The 15,933-nt window shown below is 59.8% G+C and carries 13 protein-coding genes; 11 read left to right on the forward strand and 2 right to left on the reverse strand.

Going from position 1 to position 15,933, the window contains the following annotated elements; translation table 11 throughout:
* The first annotated feature begins 50 nt into the window (after nt 1-50).
* The 8 genes from PMI28_RS15035 to PMI28_RS15000 all read left to right on the forward strand — a co-directional run bounded on the left by PMI28_RS15035 (nt 51) and on the right by PMI28_RS15000 (nt 10,798).
* A complete protein-coding gene (locus tag PMI28_RS15035; protein WP_007986763.1) occupies nt 51-506 on the forward strand; it encodes a flavodoxin in 456 nt (151 codons plus the stop codon).
* Nucleotides 507-731: 225 nt separating this feature from the next.
* Nucleotides 732-1,514 (forward strand): class II aldolase/adducin family protein, encoded by a 783-nt coding sequence (locus PMI28_RS15030; RefSeq protein WP_007986764.1) that lies wholly within the window; start codon nt 732-734, stop codon nt 1,512-1,514.
* Entirely contained in the window at nt 1,515-2,417 is a 903-nt protein-coding gene (locus tag PMI28_RS15025; RefSeq protein ID WP_007986765.1) for an alpha/beta fold hydrolase, read from the forward strand.
* A gap of 283 nt (nt 2,418-2,700) precedes the next feature.
* Entirely contained in the window at nt 2,701-3,612 is a 912-nt protein-coding gene (locus PMI28_RS15020) for an SDR family oxidoreductase (protein ID WP_007986766.1), read from the forward strand.
* Between the two features lie 464 nt (nt 3,613-4,076).
* Entirely contained in the window at nt 4,077-5,870 is a 1,794-nt protein-coding gene (locus PMI28_RS15015; protein WP_007986767.1) for a DUF1302 domain-containing protein, read from the forward strand.
* A 23-nt stretch (nt 5,871-5,893) separates the two neighbouring features.
* A complete protein-coding gene (locus PMI28_RS15010) occupies nt 5,894-7,261 on the forward strand; it encodes a DUF1329 domain-containing protein (protein ID WP_007986768.1) in 1,368 nt (455 codons plus the stop codon).
* 141 nt (nt 7,262-7,402) lie between these two features.
* Nucleotides 7,403-9,940 (forward strand): LuxR C-terminal-related transcriptional regulator, encoded by a 2,538-nt coding sequence (locus tag PMI28_RS15005; protein WP_007986770.1) that lies wholly within the window; start codon nt 7,403-7,405, stop codon nt 9,938-9,940.
* 162 nt (nt 9,941-10,102) lie between these two features.
* Complete coding sequence (locus PMI28_RS15000; RefSeq protein ID WP_007986772.1) at nt 10,103-10,798, forward strand: hypothetical protein; 696 nt, start codon at nt 10,103-10,105, stop codon at nt 10,796-10,798.
* On the opposite strand, the gene PMI28_RS14995 is transcribed toward PMI28_RS15000, so the two are convergent.
* A complete protein-coding gene (locus PMI28_RS14995) occupies nt 10,763-11,587 on the reverse strand; it encodes an IclR family transcriptional regulator (protein ID WP_007986775.1) in 825 nt (274 codons plus the stop codon). The two genes, PMI28_RS15000 and PMI28_RS14995, sit on opposite strands and share 36 nt — an antisense overlap.
* 163 nt (nt 11,588-11,750) lie before the next feature.
* Between PMI28_RS14995 and hmgA the strand changes: the two genes are divergently transcribed.
* Genes hmgA through maiA form a run of 3 tightly spaced genes read left to right on the forward strand, consistent with a single transcriptional unit; the run spans nt 11,751 to nt 15,011 of the window.
* Nucleotides 11,751-13,055 carry a homogentisate 1,2-dioxygenase gene (hmgA, locus tag PMI28_RS14990; protein ID WP_007986776.1) on the forward strand — a complete coding sequence of 435 codons (1,305 nt, stop codon included), beginning with the start codon at nt 11,751-11,753 and terminating at the stop codon, nt 13,053-13,055.
* 3 nt (nt 13,056-13,058) lie between these two features.
* Nucleotides 13,059-14,363: a fumarylacetoacetase gene (gene fahA / locus PMI28_RS14985; protein ID WP_007986778.1), complete on the forward strand. Its 1,305-nt coding sequence runs from the start codon at nt 13,059-13,061 to the stop codon at nt 14,361-14,363.
* A 12-nt stretch (nt 14,364-14,375) separates the two neighbouring features.
* Nucleotides 14,376-15,011 (forward strand): maleylacetoacetate isomerase, encoded by a 636-nt coding sequence (maiA, locus tag PMI28_RS14980; RefSeq protein ID WP_007986780.1) that lies wholly within the window; start codon nt 14,376-14,378, stop codon nt 15,009-15,011.
* 106 nt (nt 15,012-15,117) lie between these two features.
* On the opposite strand, the gene PMI28_RS14975 is transcribed toward maiA, so the two are convergent.
* On the reverse strand, nt 15,118-15,921 hold the full coding sequence (locus PMI28_RS14975) for a SirB1 family protein (RefSeq protein ID WP_007986782.1): 804 nt from the start codon (nt 15,919-15,921) through the stop codon (nt 15,118-15,120).
* Between the last annotated feature and the right edge of the window lie 12 nt (nt 15,922-15,933).

A 15,933-nucleotide genomic window follows, 5' to 3' on the forward strand; every position in this document is an offset into this window, starting at 1 on the left:
GACCGTGCTGTTAATATCCGGGTCTTTTACTCGGATTCAGGATCAGATTGATGAAAGTCGCCATCATTTCCGGCTCGGTGTACGGCACGGCCGAAGAAGTTGCCCGCCACGCCGCCAGCCTGTTGAAAGCCGCCGGTTTCGAAACCTGGCACAACCCGCGTGCGACCCTCGCCGACATCCAGGCGTTTGGCCCCGAAGCCTTTCTGGCGGTGACCTCGACCACCGGCATGGGCGAGTTGCCGGACAACCTGCAGCCGCTGTATTCGACCATTCGTGACCAATTGCCAGCGGCCTGGCGCGGTTTGCCAGGTGCGGTGATCGGTTTGGGCGATGCGAGTTATGGCGATACTTTTTGTGGTGGCGGCGAGCAGATGCGTGAATTGTTCGGTGAACTGGGCATTCGTGAAGTCCTGCCGATGCTGCGCCTGGATGCCAGCGAAACCGTGACCCCCGAGACGGACGCCGAGCCTTGGCTGGCGGACCTGATCAACGCGCTGCGCGCCTGACCGTTACCCCGCCATCCATGCCAGCCAGGGTTCTGTCAGTGCGGTAAAACCTGCCTTTCAGACCCTTGCCGGCGCCGGTCATTTGACATGGATCCAGAGTGGTAGGATGACTGACTCGCTGGGCCATCAAGCTGGCTGCCAATGCAACTACACGAACCTCAAGGGCTGACTAGACTCGGTAAGCGTTGGAAACACTCCATCATAAAAACACCGAGGTTCCTTGCCGTGACTGTCGCTTCCGTCCAATCGCCACACAGTGTCAAAGACCAGGTCAGTGCTGCCGAGTGGCAGACTCGCGTCGACCTGGCGGCCTGTTATCGCCTGGTCGCTCAACAGGGTTGGGATGACCTGATCTTCACCCATATCTCCGCCAAGGTACCCGGCACCGAAGATTTCCTGATCAACCCGTTCGGGTTGATGTTTCACGAAATGACCGCGTCGAGCCTGGTCAAGGTGGATCAGGCCGGCAACAAACTGATGGACAGCCCTTACGAGATCAATCCGGCGGGTTACACCATCCACAGTGCCGTGCATGAAGTCCGTCACGATGTCGTCTGCGTGCTCCACACCCACACGGCCTCGGGGGTTGCGGTGTCGGCGCAGAAGCAAGGTGTTTTGCCGATCAGCCAACAGTCGTTGTTTGTGCTTTCCAGCCTGGCCTACCACGCCTACGAAGGCGTGGCGCTCAACCATGATGAGAAAGTGCGGCTGCAAGCCGACCTCGGTGAAAACAATTTCCTGATGCTGCATAACCACGGTCTGCTGACTTGCGGCAGCACCATCGCCGATACGTTCCTGATGATGTTTACCTTTCAGCGTGCCTGCGACATTCAGGTCATGGCGCAGAACGGTGCCGCTGAGCTGATCGCCATCGAACCGCAGATTCTGGCCGGCGCCAAAGCCATGATCGCGGGTGTCACCCGAAGTGCTCAAGGAATGGGCGGAGCGCTGGCCTGGCCGGCGCTGCTGCGTAAACTCGATAAACTGGACCCGGGTTATACACTCTAAATGGTACTCGCCGAGATCCCTCTGTGTGTCTGGCGCAAACGCAGCCAGACGTTCGAATTCCACGGCCAGAGCATCCGTTACTGGACAGCCGGGCAGGGTGAGCCGCTGTTGCTCATTCACGGCTTTCCGTCCGCCAGTTGGGACTGGCATTACCTGTGGCAGCCATTGAGCCAGCGTTTTCGTGTGATCGCTTGCGACATGCTGGGCTTCGGCGATTCGGCCAAACCGGCAAGACATGAGTACAGCCTGCTGGAGCAGGCGGATCTGCAACAGGCATTGCTTGAACACCTGAATGTCGATCAGCCGGTGCATCTGTTTGCCCACGATTACGGCGACAGTGTGGCCCAGGAACTGCTGGCCCGGCACTACGAATCGCGGGTGGAGCTGGCCAGTTGCGTGTTTCTCAATGGCGGGTTGTTTCCGGAAACCCATCGCCCGGTACTGATGCAAAAACTCTTGCTCAGTCCTTTGGGCTGGATGATTGGCCGGGCCTTCAGTCGTGATGGCCTGGTGAGAAGCTTTCGGCGGATTTTCGGTCCGCAAACCCGTCCCAGTGAAAGCCAGATGGATGATTTCTGGAGCCTGATCGAAAGCCATCACGGGCCACGGATCATGCACAAATTGATCGCCTACATCCCGGAGCGACGAGTCTGGCGCAACCGCTGGGTGAGCGCGATGCAACGCGGTGAAGTGCCGCTGCGGGTGATCGATGGCGGGGTCGATCCGATCTCCGGCGTGCACATGGTCGAGCGTTACCGGGAGCTGATCCCGGAGGCGGACACGGTCGTGTTGCCCGATATCGGCCACTACCCGCAAATCGAGGCTCCCTGCGAGGTGCTCAAGCACTACCTGGCGTTTCGCGATCAGTTGCTTTCTCTGCCGCGCAAAGTCGCCTGCTCCTGATTCGCAGCATTGAACCTGTCCTGCTTTTGTGGCGAGGGAGCTTGCTCCCGTTGGGGCGCGAAGCGGCCCTGAGACGATCAATCCGGGATACAGGTTTTACGACTGCTTCGCAGCCGAGCGGGAGCAAGCTCCCTCGCCACGGGGATCGCGTCATCCTGTCCGACCCCATCATCATCCCCCAGCCTTATCGCGCACCATTCAGCCTCCCCCGTGTTCATTGTGACCCGCTGCGCCGTGCCTGAAACTCGGACTCATTGTCCCTTGGCCTGCTGGAGTCCCCCCCATGAATGAGTCTGTGCGCTTCGAAGATAAAGTCGTGATCATCACCGGTGCCGGTGGCGGCCTGGGACGGGCGCATGCACTGCTGTTCGCCAGACAGGGCGCGAAGGTGCTGGTCAACGATCTCGGCGGTTCGGCCCAGGGCGAAGGCGCCAACGCCTCGGCCGCCGACCGCGTGGTAGCGGAAATTCGCGAGGCCGGCGGTATCGCCGAAGCCAACCATGACTCGGTCACTGACGGTGACAAACTGGTCCAGCACGCCCTGGACGTCTTCGGTCGCGTCGACGTCGTGGTCAACAACGCCGGGATCCTGCGTGACAAGACCTTCCACAAAATGGATGACGCCGACTGGGACCTGGTTTACCGCGTCCATGTCGAAGGTGCCTACAAAGTCACTCGCGCCGCCTGGCCACACATGCGCGAACAGAACTACGGCCGGGTGATTTTCACCGCGTCGACCTCGGGTATCTATGGCAACTTCGGCCAGTCCAACTATGGCATGGCCAAGCTCGGCCTCTATGGCCTGACCCGTACCCTGGCCATCGAAGGCCGCAAGAACAACATCCTGGTCAACGCCATCGCCCCTACCGGCGGCACGCGCATGACCGAAGGCCTGATTCCGCCGCAAGTCTTCGAACAGCTCAAACCGGAGCTGGTCAGCCCGCTGGTGGTGTACCTGGCCAGCGAAAACTGCCAGGAAACCTCCGGCCTGTTCGAGGTCGGCGGCGGCTGGATGGGCAAGGTTCGCTGGGAGCGCAGCCTCGGCGCCGGGTTCGATCCACGGGCGGGTTTCTCCCCGGAAGACGTGGCCGCGCACTGGCAGCAGATTTGCGACTTCGAAGGCGCCGCGCATCCGAAGGACAACATCGAAGCGCTGAAGGAAATGATGGGCAATTTGCACAAGTATTCGCTTTGACGACGCGTCTTCGGCAGGGCCTGTCCAGGTGCTGTCATCTCCAGGCTTGTGCCTGCGCTTGAAAACCACCGCCCATAAAAAAGGCCGCTGCAAACGCAGCGGCCAAAGTAAGACGTTGGATCCAGGAGCTACAAATCAACGTCGGTGTACCCGGGGCGACGAACTGAAATGTTCAATTCATCTGAAGTCTGTCAGTCATGGCGTGGGCCGTTTCTGAGGGGCTTTCAGGCTTTTGCGTGAGAGCCAGACAAGAATAAGCCCTTGGTGTCGTAGGAAAAATACCAATTCCGGACATGCACTGTTGCAGCCCGGACAACAGTCAGCATGCGTCTGCTCGTCGTCTGGATGATGCCCCGGTGCCAGTCATCCTTTAGAGGTACACCACGAATACCTCCTTGGTGCGCTTATCGACCCCGATGCCGGGCAGTAGGGTGAGGCCTTCTGTCACTCACCGGGGAAGACGCATGACAAAAACAACAATGCGCGCCATCTTCATACCGCAGGCGCTGGCGGCTGCGGTCGCCTTGGGTTGCTGTGCCCAGGCGCAGGCCATTTCGTTCAATATCGGGGAAATCGAGGGGACGTTCGATTCCTCGTTGTCGGTCGGCGCGAGCTGGGGCATGCGTGATGCGGATAACGACCTGGTGGGCATCGTCAATGGTGGTTCCGGCCAGGCCTCAACCGGTGACGACGGGCGACTGAACTTCAAGAAGGGCGAAACCTTTTCGAAAATCTTCAAGGGGATTCATGACCTCGAACTGAAGTACGGCGACACCGGTGTGTTCGTGCGTGGCAAGTACTGGTACGACTTCGAGTTGAAGGATGAAGACCGCGAGTTCAAGCCCATCAGCGATCACAACCGCAAAGAGGGCGCCAAGTCCTCAGGCGGGCAAATCCTCGACGCCTTTGTCTATCACAACTACTCCATCGCCGATCTGCCCGGTACGGTCCGTGCGGGCAAGCAGGTGGTCAGTTGGGGGGAGAGTACCTTCATCGGCAACTCGATCAACAGCATCAACCCGGTGGACGTGTCCGCGTTCCGTCGTCCTGGCGCCGAGATCAAGGAAGGCCTGATTCCGGTCAACATGCTGTTTGCCTCCCAGGGCCTGACAGACAAGCTGACCGTGGAGGGCTTCTATCAGCTGGAATGGGACCAGACGGTCGTCGATAACTGCGGCACTTTCTTTGGTGTCGATGTGGTGGCGGACGGCTGCAACAAGGGTTACACCGTCGCCAGTCCGGCCATTGCACCGTTGCAGCCGATCGCTGCTGCATTTGGCCAGGGCTTCGAAGTCGGCAAGGAGGGCGTGATCGTTCCCCGTGGCGGTGACCGCGATGCCCGGGATTCCGGGCAGTGGGGTACGGCGTTGCGCTGGCTGGGGGACGACACCGAGTACGGCCTGTATTTCTTGAATTACCACAGCCGCACCCCGAACGTCGGGACCACCACCGCCAGCCTCAGTACACTGGCGAGCATTCCAGGGATCGTCGCCGCCGCCAACCGCATCGTCCCCGGCAGCGGTTCAGGCCTCGCCCAGAGTGTGATGCTCGGTCGCGGCCAGTATTACCTCGAATACCCGGAGGACATCCGCCTCTACGGCGCAAGTTTCTCCACCACGTTGTCCACCGGCACCGCGTGGACCGGCGAAATCAGCTACCGTCCCAACGCGCCGGTGCAGGTCAACACCAACGACCTGACACTGGCCATGCTCAACCCGATCGCCGGAGGCGCGGCATCGCCGATTGCGACATCGCCCGGGGCCGACAACAAAGGCTATCGCCGCAAGGAAGTGACGCAGGTGCAGAGCACCCTGACGCACTTCATCGATCAGGTCGCGGGTGCGGACCGCCTGACCCTGGTGGGCGAGGCGGCGGTGGTCCGGGTTGGCGGTCTGGAGTCGCGTACCAAACTGCGCTACGGCCGTGACTCGGTGTATGGCCAGTATGGTTTCGGCGGTAATACCGATGGTTTCGTGACCTCGACTTCATGGGGTTATCGCGCCAGGGCCATCCTCGATTACAACAACCTGATCGCCGGGATCAATTTCAGACCCAACCTCTCGTGGTCCCACGATGTCTCCGGCTTTGGCCCCAACGGTCTGTTCAACGAAGGCGCCAAGGCGATCAGCCTCGGTGTCGATGCGGACTATCGCAACACCTATACCGCGAGCCTCAGTTACACCGATTTTTTCGGTGGGGACTTCAACGTCCTCACCGACCGTGACTTCGTGGCGTTGAGTTTTGGCGTGAATTTCTGATCTGGCTGAAAAGGATGATTTCAATGCGCAAGATGATTCTGCAATTGGGTGCTCTGACCCTGGGGTTGCTGGCCGCCAATGTGATGGCGGCGGTGTCGCCGGAGGAAGCCGGCAAACTCGGCACCAGCCTTACCCCGCTCGGTGCCGAAAAGGCCGGCAACGCCGATGGCTCGATTCCGGCCTGGACCGGTGGCATCCCGAAAAACGCGGGTGCGGTGGACAGCAAAGGTTTCCTCGCCGACCCGTTTGCCAAGGAAAAGCCGCTGTTCGTAATCACCGCAGCGACCGTCGACCAGTACAAGGACAAGCTCTCCGACGGCCAGATCGCGATGTTCAAGCGCTACCCCGAGACCTACAGGATTCCGGTCTACCCGAGCCACCGCACCGTGGCGTTACCGGCCGAGATATATGAGTCGGCCAAACGCAGCGCACTGAACGTAACACCGATCAACGACGGTAACGGTCTGGTCAACTTCACCGGCAATCGCTACTACGCGTTCCCGATTCCGAAGAATGGCGTGGAAGTGATCTGGAACCACATCACTCGTTACCACGGCGGCAATCTGCGCCGCACCATCACCCAGGCAACCCCGCAGTCCAATGGCGATTTCACTGTGATCCGCTTCAAGGACGAAGTCGCCGTACCGTCGTTGCTCGGTGATCTGAAACCGGGCAGCGACGATAACGTCCTCAACTACTTCAAGCAGGAAGTGACTGCGCCGGCGCGGCTGGCGGGCAACGTGTTGCTGGTTCACGAGACGCTCGACCAGGTCAGGGAACCGCGCAAGGCCTGGATCTACAACGCTGGCCAGCGCCGGGTACGGCGTGCGCCACAGGTGGCTTATGACGGTGTAGGCACCTCGTCCGACGGCCTGCGCACCACCGACAACTTCGACATGTTTTCCGGCGCACCGGATCGCTACGACTGGAAACTGGTCGGCAAGAAGGAGATGTACATTCCCTACAACAGCTACAAGCTCGATTCACCAGAACTCAAGTACACCGATGTGATCAAGGCCGGGCACATCAATCAGGACCTGACTCGCTATGAGTTGCACCGGGTTTGGGAAGTCGTCGCCACGGTCAAGCCGAACGAGCGGCACGTGTACGCCAGGCGCCACATGTACATCGATGAAGACAGCTGGCAAGTGGCGCTGGCCGACCACTACGACGGGCGTGGTCAGCTCTGGCGCGTCGCCGAGGGGCATGCCCAGTTTTACTACGATCACCAGGTGCCGGCCTACACCGTCGAAGCACTGTATGACCTGATCGCCGGTCGTTATATCGCCCTTGGAATGAAGAACGAAGAGAAGCGCAGCTTCGAATTCAACATCGATGCAAAAGCGGGGGACTACACGCCGGCAGCCTTGCGTAGCACGGGGGTGCGGTAGGTTTCCTACAGGCTCCTACACAAAAGGGTGACTTTACGGTCACCTTTTTTATAGCGGTCGATCAGTGTGTTGAATACTTCTTCAACAAGCGCTCGGGAGGGGTCTAGGGTGGCGCCAGAATTATAAAAAAGGCGCACAACAATGACTGCAATGACGCACTGTCCGGACCGCCCCGGCTTCCTGCCCCGACTGTCGTCCCATCATCTGTCCCGCGAGCGGCTGATTGAGCCCATGCTGGTCTCGACTGCGCGGGTGAAGTTGCTTTGCGCCCCGGCCGGTAGTGGCAAGAGCGCGTTGCTCACCGAATGCCTGCTGCGAGCGCCGGAGCAGTATCGGGTCTGTTGGCTGCCGCTGGCGGGGGAGTCATTGAGTGCGGCCGATTTTCTGTTGCTCCTGGCGCAGGCGCTGGGCCTGCCCTCGGCGGATGAGCCCGGGTTGCTGGCGCATCTGGCCCGATTGCAGACGCCGACCTGGCTGTTTCTTGATGACTATTGCCGCGCACCCAACCCGGAGCTCGATCGGATGCTCGATCGCCTGTTGGCCGTTGCCAGTCCGGCGCTGACCTGGTGGCTGGGCTCCCGTCGACGACCACCCTGCAACTGGCCACGGCTGCTGCTGGATGATGAGTTGTACGAGTGCGAAGGCCGGGCACTGGCGTTCACCGAGGCTGAAGTCGTGCAGTTGCTCGCTCACGTCGACCCGACCCTGGCTGCACAAACCGCCACAAGGGTGGTTGAGCGCAGCGGTGGCTGGTGCGCTGGCGTGCGGATCGCGTTACTCAATGGTTGTCCGTGGTCGGGTGAGCAGGGCCGTTCGGCGACGCTGCTCGATTATCTGCAACACGAGTTGTTCAACACCCTGCCGCCGGAGTTGGTTGAGGTCTGGCAGGTGTTGGTTCATCTGCCACGCTTCAACGCCAGCTTGTGCGAGCATCTTTTCGGTACGGGTGAGGGCGCGCAGTGGCTGCAAGCGTTGCAGGAAATGGGCTGCTTCATTGAACCCTGGGAAGACTCCGTCGAATGGTTGCGGGTCTTCGAGCCACTGGCCCGGGCGATGCGTGAAGAACCGACGACGACCGGGCTATCCTGGCATCGCCGCGCCTGCCAATGGTTCAGCGCCAAAGAGGACTGGCAGGGGGCGTTCGAGCAGGCGTTGCTGGCACAGGAGCACGAGGTCGCGGTCAGCCTGTTGCAGCACTTCAGCTTTGAGCATTTGTTCAAGCGTCAGAATGTCAGCCTGTTACTCAAGCTGCATGAGCGCCTGGGTGAGCAATTGACCCTGGGGACACCGCAGCGGGTGGGGTTGATCACCGCCGCCCTGCTATTTGCCGGGCGCTTCGAGCAGGCGGCTGCGTGCATTGGGCAATTGGCGCGATTCACCCCGCAGCCGACAGCGCCCTTGCAGCGGCAACTGCTGGCGCGCTGGCAGGCGCAACAAGGCTGGTTGCTGCATTTGCAGGGACGCATGCCGGCCGCACGGGCACATTTTATCGAGGCGCTGGACGAACTGGCGGCCGAGGCGTGGCCTGCGCGGTTGTTGTGCCTGTCCGGGTTGACCCAGCAGGCATTGCTCAATGCCGACCTCGACGGCGCCCAGGCCTACAATCGTGACGCACTGTGCCTGGCGCGGGCACAAGGTTCGTTGTTGTTTGAAGGTTTGCTGGAACTCGATCATGCACAGTTGCTGGAACAGCGTGGTGCACCCCGGCGAGCCGGGCAGTTGTTGGCCGATATCAATGAAATGCTCAGTCGGCAAGCGGATCGACCGACGCCACTGCTGGGGCGAATCGCATTGCGGCGTGGGCGGTTGGCCCTGTGCATGGGGCAAGACGAACTGGCCGGTGAGTGTTTCCAGGCTGGCCTTGATGATTGCCTGCACAGCCAGGACAAGCACGTTTTGTACGGCTTTCTCGGGCAAGCGCAGATGGCGGCCAATCAACGCGACTATGCCCTTGCGTTTGATCGTCTGCGTGAGGCCGAGCGGTTGATGCAGCAACGACAGATCCCCGACACGGTTTATCGCGGCGTGCTGCTGCAAATCAGCAGTCATTTCTGGTTGCAACAAGGGCGCCCGGAGTTGGCACAGGAGGCGCTGACCCGGGTCTTGCGGCATTACCGTGGACCCCGTGCGCGCCAGGCACCCCCGGCCACGCTGCAACTGATTGCCCGAATCGAATACCAACTGGTGCTGGCGCAGACTTATCTGCATCAAGCGCAAGACCCGCTGGATCGACTCAAGGAATTGCTCGAAGACGCGCAACGGCATGCCATGCTGGCGTTGGAAACGGAGTTGCAATTGGTGATCTGCGAAGTGGCCGACCTGATTGGCGAGCCCGTGTTGGCCAGGACGGCACTCGAGGCGGGCCTGGCGCAGGTGAATCGCTGTAACGGGCAGCAGGCATTGCGCGAGTTATGTTTGCGCCAGCCGGATTTGCTCAGTCGTGTGCGCGAAGAAGTACCGCAGGCCATACTGGCGGCCGATGCAGGTTTGCTGAGCTCTCGAGAACTTGAAGTACTCGGTCTTATTGCACAAGGTAACTCCAATCAACAAATCGCCGAACAATTGTTCATTTCATTGCATACGGTTAAAACGCATGCCCGAAGAATTCACAGCAAGTTGGGTGTAGAGCGACGTACGCAAGCGGTAGCCAAGGCCAAGGCAATAGGAATTGTCGGTTGATTAAATATCCTGAATCTTTGCTTAACGATTGCATACATGTGCGTTGTGTTGTTGGGTGGGCTGTCTGCTGTAGATTTGCGCTCAGTGAGTGACGTAAGTCAGATGCAAGTAACCAGCGGGTCGACAGGAAGTTCGATCCGAATAACATGACAGGAGGTTTTTATGAGTAAAAGTCTTTATTCTTATAGCGATCCACGAATTCTTGCCTTGAAGAAAACTCGCCCGGGTTTTGCAGTAGAGGTGCTTTTGACCGAGCAGCTTCAAAAATTTGGTGTCAACCCTTTCAACACCTACCTGAATACGCTGGTCGACGTACGGTATGACGATGTGGAGTCCTCCAGGACATTGTTCGATGAGACCCTGGAGTGGGTTGAAAAAGAACAACTGCCCAATTACGTACAAGGCATCAATGGCGTTTTCAAACGACAGTTTTCATTCGCATCGAAAGATCGGGTTGCGGGACTGGACTTGTTGAGTTTTGAAGATCTTGTCGTGCAGATCGTCAGGGTGTTAACCAGCACACCTTCGGTCAATCTTTCCAAACGCTCGGTAAAATCATTGAGCTTTGAAGAGGTTCATAGGGCGGTAAAGTATGGAATGCCCGAGGTTGATATTAATGCAGTGTATATAACCAGTTTCATTGAAGACTCCGGTGAGCGCAAAGTTCTGCACTCCCGAAGTCTGGCCGAAGATCTATACGGCTACCTGCAGCACAATGAAATTCCGTTTTACCATGGCGAGCATATCGGCGTTTTCTCGGTCGCCTACAGTGCAAAAGATGAACATATGCATACACAGGTTACAACTCAAGATATCAGCAGGCTAGTGATCGATATTGTTCCTGACTTCCTGATTTGATTGGGGGCGATGTTCATATCCCATCCGCCAACTGATGGCCCGGGTCGCGGCAAGCAATCGCTGCGCCGCCGGGCCATTTTCGTCGGCATGAAACAGCGACGTCGGCCCCACCACCGTCAGCACTGCCGCAATCTTGCCCATCGCGTTGAACACCGGCGCCGACAAGGCATCCACACCGGGCATCAACAATCCATGCACATGATGCAGGCCCCGTTGGCGGATCTGTTCGCACATCGTCGTGTATGCCTGCTGGTCGGCCAAGGCGTGGGCGGCGCTGTTCTGCAATTCCTGATCGCGCAGGTCCACGGTTTCACGCGCAGGCAGGTAAGCGCCGAAGACCAGTCCGGTGGAGGAGCTGAGCAGCGGCAACACCGAGCCCAGTTGTGTCACCACCGTCACCGCACGCACCGCCGGTTCGATATGCACCACGGTCGCGCCCTGATTGCCCCACACCGCCAGAAAACAGGTTTCGTTCAAGTCATCGCGCAATTCAGCCAGGGGCAGGGTGGCGACTTTCAGCACGTCCATACTGTTGAGTGCCGCCAACCCTACGCGCAAGGCTTCGCGGCCAAGGCCGTAGTGGTTGGTGGCGGCGTTCTGTTCGGCGAATCCACTGGCGATCAAGGCCTGCAAATAACGGTGAACCTTGCTCGCCGGCATCTGCACGTGTTCGGCCAGGCGCGACAGCGAAGTCGAGGGCGACAATTCGGCCAGAGCCTTGAGGATGTCGGTGCCAACCTCGGCCGAGCGGACTTTCTGTTTACCGTTGTTGTCGCTGGTTTTTTCCATGGTGGCTGGGATCCCGGGACGAATGGGCGTCTTTATAGCTTGACGGTCAATACCAATCAAATTACGTTATGCGTAATTGAATTACGATAAAAATAACCCAGGCATGCCACGAACTCTGCAACAGAGCGACCGGCCATTGCCGACTCCCTGTTCAGGAGGCTCCATGAACTCCGATTCAACGACGGCAGCGCTGGCTTACCTGTCAGGCTTCGGTAACGAATTCAGCAGTGAAGCGTTGCCCGGCGCACTGCCTGTCGGCCAGAACTCCCCGCAAAAAGCCCCGTACGGTCTTTACACAGAACTGTTCTCCGGCACGGCATTCACCATGCCGCGCAGCGAAGCGCGTCGCACCTGGATGTATCGCATTCAGCCATCGGCCAATCATCCGGCGTTCGTCAAACTTGATCGGCAACTGGCTGGCGGTCCATTGGGTGACGTGACTCCCAATCGCCTGCGTTGGAACCCGCTGGAGATTCCCGCCGAGCCGACCGACTTCATCGACGGTCTGGTAAGCATGGCCGCCAACTCGGGCGCAGAAAAACCGGCCGGGATCAGCATCTACAACTACCGCGCCAACCGCTCCATGGAGCGTGTGTTCTTCAATGCTGACGGCGAGATGTTGCTGGTGCCTGAACTGGGGCGCCTGCGCATTGCTACCGAACTCGGCGTGCTTGAGCTGCAACCGCTGGAAATTGCCGTACTGCCACGCGGTCTTAAATTCCGCATCGAACTGCTCGACCCGCAAGCCCGTGGTTACGTCGCTGAAAACCATGGCGCGCCGCTGCGTCTGCCGGACCTGGGGCCGATTGGCAGCAATGGCCTGGCCAACCCGCGGGACTTCCTGACCCCGGTGGCTGCCTACGAAAACCTGCAACAACCCACCACGCTGGTGCAGAAGTTCCTCGGCCAGTTGTGGGCGTGCGAGCTCAATCATTCGCCGCTCAACGTGGTCGCCTGGCACGGTAATAATGTGCCGTACAAATATGACCTGCGCCGTTTCAACACCATCGGCACCGTCAGTTTCGATCACCCTGATCCGTCGATCTTCACGGTGTTGACCTCGCCGACCAGCGTCCACGGCCTGGCCAACCTCGACTTCGTGATCTTCCCGCCGCGCTGGATGGTGGCCGAGAATACCTTCCGTCCACCGTGGTTCCACCGCAACCTGATGAACGAATTCATGGGCTTGATCCAGGGCGAATACGACGCCAAGGCTGAAGGCTTTGTGCCTGGCGGTGCATCGTTGCACAGCTGCATGAGCGCCCACGGTCCGGACGGTGAAACTTGCACCAAAGCGATCAACACTGACCTCAAGCCGGCGAAAATCGACAACACCATGGCATTCATGTTCGAAACCAGCCAGGTGTTGCGCCCAAGCCGCTTCGCCCTCGATTGCCCGCAACTGCAAAACACTTACGATGCCTGCTGGGCTACGCTGCCCGCCACTTTCGACCCAACCCGGAGATAACCCATGACGCAGACTTCCATCACTCGCAGCTGGGTTGAATCCGCCAACGGCCATGCTGATTTCCCGCTGCAAAACCTGCCACTGGGCGTGTTCAGCCTCAACGGCTCGGCACCGCGCAGTGGCGTGGCCATTGGCGAGCATATCTTTGATTTGCAAGCGGCCCTGGAGGCCGGGTTGTTCGAGGGCGCCGCGAAGGCTGCCGTCGAGGCCACCCGTGGCGGCCAGTTGAATGCTTTCTTCGAACTGGGCCGCGAGGCGCGTGTGGCCCTGCGCGAACGCTTGCTGGAACTGTTCACCGAAGGCAGCCCCCTGCACGGCAAGATTGAAGCCCAGGGGGCGAAACTGTTGCCACTGGCGGCGGATTGCGAGATGCACCTGCCGGCGAAAATCAACGATTACACCGACTTCTACGTCGGCATTGAGCACGCGCAGAACGTCGGCAAACTGTTCCGTCCCGACAACCCGTTGCTGCCGAACTACAAGTACGTGCCAATCGGCTACCACGGTCGTGCGTCGACCATTCGCCCGTCCGGTACCGATGTACGCCGTCCGAAAGGCCAGACATTGCCGGCCGGTCAAACCGAGCCGACCTTTGGTCCTTGTGCACGCCTGGACTACGAACTGGAACTGGGCATCTGGATCGGCCAGGGCAACGACATGGGCGACTCGATTGCCATTGGCGACGCCGCTGATCACATCGCCGGCTTCTGCCTGCTCAACGACTGGTCGGCACGGGACATCCAGGCCTGGGAATACCAGCCGCTGGGACCATTCCTGTCGAAAAGCTTCATCACCAGCATCTCGCCGTGGGTTGTTACCGCCGAAGCGCTGGAGCCATTCCGTCGCGCCCAGCCTGCGCGTCCGCAAGGCGATCCGCAGCCGCTACCGTACCTGCTCGACAAGCGCGATCAGGCCGCTGGCGGGTTCGACATCGAACTGGAAGTGTTGCTGCTCACCGAGGCCATGCGCGAACAGAACCTGCCGGCCCATCGCCTGACCCTGAGCAACACACAGCATATGTACTGGACCGTGGCGCAAATGGTCGCGCACCACAGCGTCAATGGTTGCCAATTGCAGGCCGGTGATCTGTTCGGCTCGGGTACGTTGTCGGGCCCTGAGAACGGTCAGTTCGGCAGCCTGCTGGAAATTACCGAGGGTGGTAAAAAACCGATCGAGCTGGCGTCGGGCGAAGTGCGTAAATTCCTTGAGGACGGTGACGAGATCATCCTGCGCGGCCGTTGCCGCCGTGACGGTTTCGCTTCCATCGGTTTCGGTGAGTGCCGCGGCAAAGTGCTGCCGGCGCGTTAACAGGAGAGGGGCATGGAACTCTATACCTACTACCGATCGACTTCGTCGTACCGGGTGCGTATCGCGTTGGCGCTCAAGGGCCTGGATTATCAGTCTTTGCCAGTCAACCTGATCGCACCGCAGGGCGGCGAGCATCGGCAGCCGGCTTATCTGGGTATCAACCCGCAAGGCCGGGTGCCGGCCTTGCGCACCGATGCAGGCGAATTACTGATCCAGTCTCCTGCGATCATCGAGTACCTGGAAGAACGTTATCCACAGGTACCACTGCTGTCCAGGGACCTCGCCACCCGCGCCCATGAACGCGGTGTGGCGGCAGTCATCGGCTGCGATGTGCACCCGTTGCATAACGTCAGCGTGCTCAATCGGCTGCGCCAGTTGGGCCACGACGAACCGCAAGTGGTGGAGTGGATCGGTCACTGGGTCGGCCAGGGGTTGGCCACGGTGGAGCAGTTGATCGGTGATGACGGTTACTGTTTCGGTTCCGAGCCGGGGTTGGCGGACGTCTATCTGATCCCGCAGTTGTATGCGGCCGAGCGCTTCAATGTTTCCCTTGAGGCTTATCCGCGCATCCGGCGAGTGGCGGCATTGGCGGCAACGCACCCGGCGTTCATCAAGGCGCATCCGGCGAACCAGCCAGACACGCCATAACCCAATGTGGGAGCGGGCTTGCTCGCGAAGAGGGCGTGTCAGCCAATAATAATGTGGCTGACACACCGCTTTCGCGAGCAAGCCCGCTCCCACAGGTGTTTTGTGATCAATGAACGATGGCGTTCGGCGGCAAATGCCCCAGCCGTTCCGTCAGGCGAATCCGCTGGATCGGGTCGTCGCTGAGCAGCAGCGCATGCTCAAGGTCAAATCGCTCGGCATTCGGGCAGTCCAGCCGTTGATACAGGCTGGCCCGGGCCAGGTAGTCGGCGGCAGTGGCATTGCCCAGTTCCAGGACGCGCTCGGCGTCGATCAAGGCATTGATGAAATCGTCGTGGGACAGGTACAACTGGCGCAGGTTGCGCGACAGCCGTTGCAGCATCTGCACCGGCTCGGCGGTCTCAAGGTGCTCGGCGCTGAGCTTTATGTTCGGGCCGTACTGGCGGTGCAGTAATTCCCGGCAATCGTTCGGATAAAGCCGACGGCCGCCGCAGGGGTCGAGCAAATGATCGGCGCCCGGCACCCGCAGCAGGAAATGTCCGGGGAAGTTGACCCCGACCAAGGGAATCTCCAGGCCCCGGGCCAACTCCAGTGCAATCAGCCCCAGCGTCAAGGGTTGCCCTCGTCTGCGTTCCAGTACTTTGTCGAGCAGTGCCACTTGCGGGCGCAATGGCGTGAAATCGTCCTGGGCAAAACCAAGATCGTTCATGCGCCGCAGCAGCGGCTGGGCCAGTTCACTGACCGGCAGCATCGGCAATCCGCCACTGACCCGTTGTTGCAACGCCTGGAAATCGGCCAGCAGCGCTTGCGGGTTCACCTCGCTATCGTGCTCGGCCGCAATCCACAGTGCCGCCTCGAACAGCGCGGGCGGTGAACGTTGCAAACAGGCGAAAAACGATTGGCGCGGGGTCATCAGAATCTCCGG

The sequence above is a fragment of the Pseudomonas sp. GM48 genome (assembly GCF_000282335.1).
Classification (GTDB): Bacteria; Pseudomonadota; Gammaproteobacteria; order Pseudomonadales; family Pseudomonadaceae; genus Aquipseudomonas.